General features: G+C 49.5%; 5 protein-coding genes. All 5 read right to left on the reverse strand.

Annotation, left to right across the window (positions count from 1 at the left end):
- Nucleotides 1–412: class I SAM-dependent methyltransferase (locus tag Q0338_RS00005; RefSeq protein ID WP_298084982.1), on the reverse strand; the 412-nt coding region annotated here is incomplete at its 3' end.
- Nucleotides 409–1,155, reverse strand: coding sequence for an ABC transporter ATP-binding protein (locus Q0338_RS00010; RefSeq protein ID WP_298084983.1), 747 nt, complete (start codon nt 1,153–1,155; stop codon nt 409–411). The genes Q0338_RS00005 and Q0338_RS00010, both read right to left, overlap by 4 nt.
- Nucleotides 1,155–2,156, reverse strand: coding sequence for an iron ABC transporter permease (locus Q0338_RS00015; protein ID WP_298084984.1), 1,002 nt, complete (start codon nt 2,154–2,156; stop codon nt 1,155–1,157). The genes Q0338_RS00010 and Q0338_RS00015 overlap by 1 nt, the downstream gene beginning before the upstream one ends.
- A gap of 10 nt (nt 2,157–2,166) precedes the next feature.
- The gene (locus Q0338_RS00020) at nt 2,167–3,222 is read right to left on the reverse strand and encodes an ABC transporter substrate-binding protein (protein ID WP_298084985.1); all 1,056 of its coding nucleotides are present in this window, start codon (nt 3,220–3,222) and stop codon (nt 2,167–2,169) included.
- Nucleotides 3,223–3,349: 127 nt separating this feature from the next.
- Nucleotides 3,350–4,618, reverse strand: a 1,269-nt coding sequence (locus tag Q0338_RS00025) for a TonB-dependent receptor (protein WP_298084986.1), incomplete at its 5' end; no start/stop codon positions are given.

Raw genomic sequence — 4,618 nt, forward strand, 5'->3', positions numbered from 1 at the left:
CAAGACAGCGCGAGGCAAAAACCACGTCGCACGCTGGCACGTCAGACCAGTCGTCCTCGAAGGCCTTTTGCGCAAATTTAACATTTTTCGCGCCGTAAGCTTTAGCATTTTCGCGGGCAAACTCTAGCATCCTCGGCGAAAAGTCGTAGCCGTAAATTTGATCCGCCTTTTGCGCCGCCAGCACGCTTAGCGCGCCCGCGCCGCACGCAAAATCAAGCAACGTAGAAACGCCCGTAAAATCAACCTTATCTATAAATTCTCGCGCGTAGGCGCTTTTCATCACACCCTCGTTAAAGCTCGGAGCCTTTTTGTCCCAGTCCGCGGCAATTTTTTTGCCAAACGAGCTTCTCGCCTTTTGCGCCTTATAAAGCGCGTCAAAGTCGATCTCGTCGTAGTTTGAAGGTAAAATCATAATCTATCCTCGTATCTTTCGTAGTTTATGCCGTAAATTTTATCGATATTTTCGGCGTTTATGAGCTTTTCGCTCTCGCCAAAGGCTAAAATTTCGCCGTCTTTTATAAACAGCGTCAAATTTGAAACGAACTTCGCGTGGCGCGGGTAGTGCGTCGTTTGCACGAAGGTGTAGCCCTCATCTCCCAGCGCCTTGATCATCTCGAGCAGCCTAATTTGATTGCCAAAATCCAGCCCGTTGGTCGGCTCGTCCATAAAGATCACTTTCGCGCCCTGAACCAGCGTGCGCGCGATGTACGCCAGCTGCCGCTCGCCGCCGCTAACCCTCGTGTAGGGCGCGTTTTTTAGATGCGCGATACCCATCTTTTCCAGCGCCTGCTCGGCTAGCTTTTTATCCGCCGCGCTAAAGCTAGAAAACAGCGGCGTCCTGCACAGCGCGCCCATCAGCGCGACGTCAAAGACGCTGTAGTCATAGGACGGCGCGTGCGTCTGCGGCACGTAGGCGACGAGAGAGGCTAGCTCGCGCTTGCCGTAGTCGCACACGCTTTTGCCTGCGATCAGCACCTCGCCCTCAAATTTTAAAAACCCGAGCATTATGCGAAGCAGGGTGCTTTTGCCGCTGCCGTTGGCGCCTAGGATACTTAGCGTATCGCCCGTCGCGACGTCAAAGCTGATGCCCTTTAGCACGGGTTTATCGCGATAAGAAAAGCGCAAATTTCGCACTTCTATCAAATTTTCTCGCATCAAAAGCTCCTCTTGGCGCGGCGAAGCACGATGATAAACATCGGGATGCCAAATAGCGAGGTTACGATGCCGATGGGGATCTCAAAGGTAAAGATGAGCCGCGAGAAGCTGTCGCAAAAGAGCAGAAATATCGCGCCGATCATCGCCGAACTAGCAAGCACTGCACGGTTGTCGGCGCCGAAGATAAAGCGCGCGATGTGCGGCACGATAAGCCCGATCCAGCCGATGATGCCCGCGATCGTCACGCTAAGCGCGCTAACGAAGGTGGCGACTAGGATGATGAAAATTTTAACCCGAGTCGTGTTTACGCCCAGGCTCTTTGCCTCCTCTTCGCCAAGGCTTAGCGCGTTTAGGTATTTGCCGCTAAGCGCTAGTAGCAAAATGCCCGCGCACATCGGCAGGATCGAAATTTGAATAAAGCTCTTAGACGCAAAGCCCAGACTTCCCATCAAAAAATATGTGATCGCAGGAAGCGCGTCGCTCGGGTCTGCGGCGTATTTTAGCACCGAGAGCAGCGAGGTAAAGAGCGAGCCGCTGATGACGCCGCCAAGAACTAGCACGATAACGCTACCGCTGCGCGAATACAGTGCCGAGATGCCAAGCGCCACTGCCACGGCAAGAAAGCCGAAGCCAAAGGTGCTAAGCTGGATGAGATATTCGTTAAATTTGAAAAACATCCCCACCGCTGCGCCAAATCCCGCGCCGCTTAGAACGCCTAGTATCGAAGGGCTAACGAGCGGGTTAACAAACATCGCCTGATATGCAGCGCCGCTGATCGCAAGGCTAGCGCCGATGAGCACGCAGGCAAGTATGCGCGGCAGGCGGATCTCGAGCAGGAGCGTGTGCATGACCTCGAAATCTTTTAAGCTTTCGCCCCGCAGCAGCGCCGTGACGTAGCGCGCGTAGTCCTCTGCGCTAAAGCCGTATTTGCCAAGCAGCAGCGAGCCCGCGACGCAAAGCGCCAGCAGCAGGGCTAAAAACGCAAACGCCTTTTTGCTCATCTTTCTTTACTCACTCGGCGCCCCGTCCTAAAATTTTATAAATTTGCTCGTCTGTGAGCTCAAGATCTAAAAATAGCTTATAAAACTCGCGCGTCTCGCGGACCATGTCAAATTTAAACGCTTCGGGGTAGATTAAATTTACCAGCCATTTTAGCCCCAAAAACCTCATAAACGAAGGCGGGCGGTCAAACCACGAAAAGGGCTCGCGCGGGATGTAGTAGGCTTTTTTGTTTTTCACCGCACCTAGCAGCTGCCACTTCGGATCGCCGTAAATTTTATCAAACAGCTCCTTTTCGTAGATGAGGATGACGTCCGGGTCGTATTTTACGAGCTGCTCGAAGCTGATCTTTACGCGTCCGAAAGATTTGGCGTTTGGATCCTCGCTGCACGTATGGACGTTCTGCGCGCCGGCTCGCTCGATGAGCGTAGCGTGCCACGAGCCCTCGCACTCGGTGGCTAGCCCGTCGCTACCCTGCGCGTAGTAAATTTTTACCTTTTGCAGGTTGTTTTTCTTGATGTACTCCTCGATCTGCGCGGTCAAATTTAGCGACTCTTTCGCGTAGTTTATGAGACGTGCGGCGCGCTCCTGCTTGCCCGTCACTTCGCCTAAAATTTCAAACCCGTCCAGATAATCCTCGAGCTTCGTCGCGCTTAGATAGAGCATCGGCTTTTTGATAGAGCCGAAAACCTCGCTCATCTTTTTGGTGTTGCGCGAGCTTGCGTTTACGAGGATGAGCTCGGGATTTAGGCGTAGTAGCATCTCGACGTTTGGAATTTTACCCTGGCCGAAAAAGCCGCCCACGACGGGCTGCTCTTGCACCTCTTTTTTGACGTAGGGCCGCTCGTAGTCGTTCCACTCGAAATTTGGTCCGCTGATTTTAGCAGGATCAAGCGCGTAAAGCATATATAAAAGCGGCGGCGAGCTAGCGTAAATTTTAGACGGAGTGCCTTGCAGCTGAGCTATGTTTTCGCTGTTTTGGGCGATGTAGTCTTTGATCTGCTCAGGCGTCATCGCAAAGCAAAAGCCCAAAAAAGCAAAGAAAAACAACATAATTTTTTTAAACATTTTTCGCCTTTAGAATGATTTTGTAAAGTATAGCTAAAGAAATTTTAAAATAGATTTTATTATATAAATAGAGTCAAATTTTAAGCGGAATCGCCCTTTTTAAAGCGATCCGCCTTGCAAATTCTAATTAGAATTTATATCTTAAATTCGTGAAAAATACCCTTCCCTCTTCCGGATAGCCTTCTCTATACTCGTAGTTTTTATCAAACAAATTTGATATGCCAGCCTCGACGCTTAGGCTTTCGGTCGGTTTGTAGATAAATTTGACGTTTGTAGCACCAAAGCCGGCTAGTTTTGTCACTTCGTAAGAGTTTGAGTAGCGGCTAGAGATCATATACTGCGATGCGTAAATGCTAAATTTAGGCACAATCTTGTAGTCTACGTAAGCAAAAGCCTTGTGTTTAGGTATGTCGTAAACTCTACTATCGGCGCCGCTTTTATATTTCGCGCTGATATAGGTGTAGTTGCCGCCTAGCTCCAAATTTTGCCCCGCAAAATATGTCGCGCCAAGCTCAAAGCCCTTGTATTCGGCTTTATCGACGTTTATGGCTTGAGCTAGCTTTTTGCCGCCTATGATGATGTTGTGCTCGCCGATAGCGTCTTTAACCTTAGAGTAAAATACCGCAGTCTCCAGTCTCAAAGCCTCGCCGAAGCTTCTTTGATAGCCGACTTCGTAGTGATTGGCGACCTCAGGCTTTAGGTATGGATTTGGCTCGTTGCGGCCGAAGCGTTTTGAGTAGCGCTCTTTCATACTAGGAAAATAGGTCTTTTTAGCAAAGCTAACGCTAAACTCGTCGTTGCCGTCAAAGCTGTGTTTGATCGCGGCTTGGTAGTTAAAGGCGTGGCGTTTGGCGACCTCAAAGTCATAAAGCGTGTTTGTAGCAGACGTTATCTTGCCGTATTCTTGAGCCTTGATCGCATCTCTAGTATCGTAGCTCACGCCTAAAATCAGCCGCGTAAAATCGGTAAATTTGTAGGTGTTTTCTAGCGCAAAGCTGTAGGTTTTATCCTGATAAGCCTGCACAGGCTCACCGTCGTCATGCTCTTTGTGCTCGTCAAATTTATAGTTAACCGCAAATTTTAGCGTATCTCTATCGCCGATATCGCCGCCTATCTCAGTACCCAGTCCGTAGCCTTTATCGCGGTAGTGGCTGTTAAATGCAAAAGGTTTGATACCGTTTAGGTCGTTTACAAATTTGTCATAAAAGGCTTTGGTGTTTATATATAGACTGTTTTCAAACTGCGTATGAGATAGCCAATATATGCTTTCTTTATCCCATCTCGGCCATTCCCAGAAGCGTTTTGCCATGTTGTATCTAGCGTAACGACCCGTATAGTACGGCTGCTCTTTTTCGCCTTTTTGATTGATATAGGCGATCGCGTACTCGTCGGTTTC

This window comes from uncultured Campylobacter sp., from assembly GCF_938018145.1.
Taxonomy (GTDB): Bacteria; Campylobacterota; Campylobacteria; order Campylobacterales; family Campylobacteraceae; genus Campylobacter_A.

Coding starts and splice junctions, on each gene's coding strand:
- Q0338_RS00010 (WP_298084983.1), bottom strand. CDS start 1,155: ATGCGAGAAAATTTGATAGAAGTGCGAAATTTGCGCTTTTCTTATCGC.
- Q0338_RS00015 (WP_298084984.1), bottom strand. CDS start 2,156: ATGAGCAAAAAGGCGTTTGCGTTTTTAGCCCTGCTGCTGGCGCTTTGC.
- Q0338_RS00020 (WP_298084985.1), bottom strand. CDS start 3,222: ATGTTTAAAAAAATTATGTTGTTTTTCTTTGCTTTTTTGGGCTTTTGC.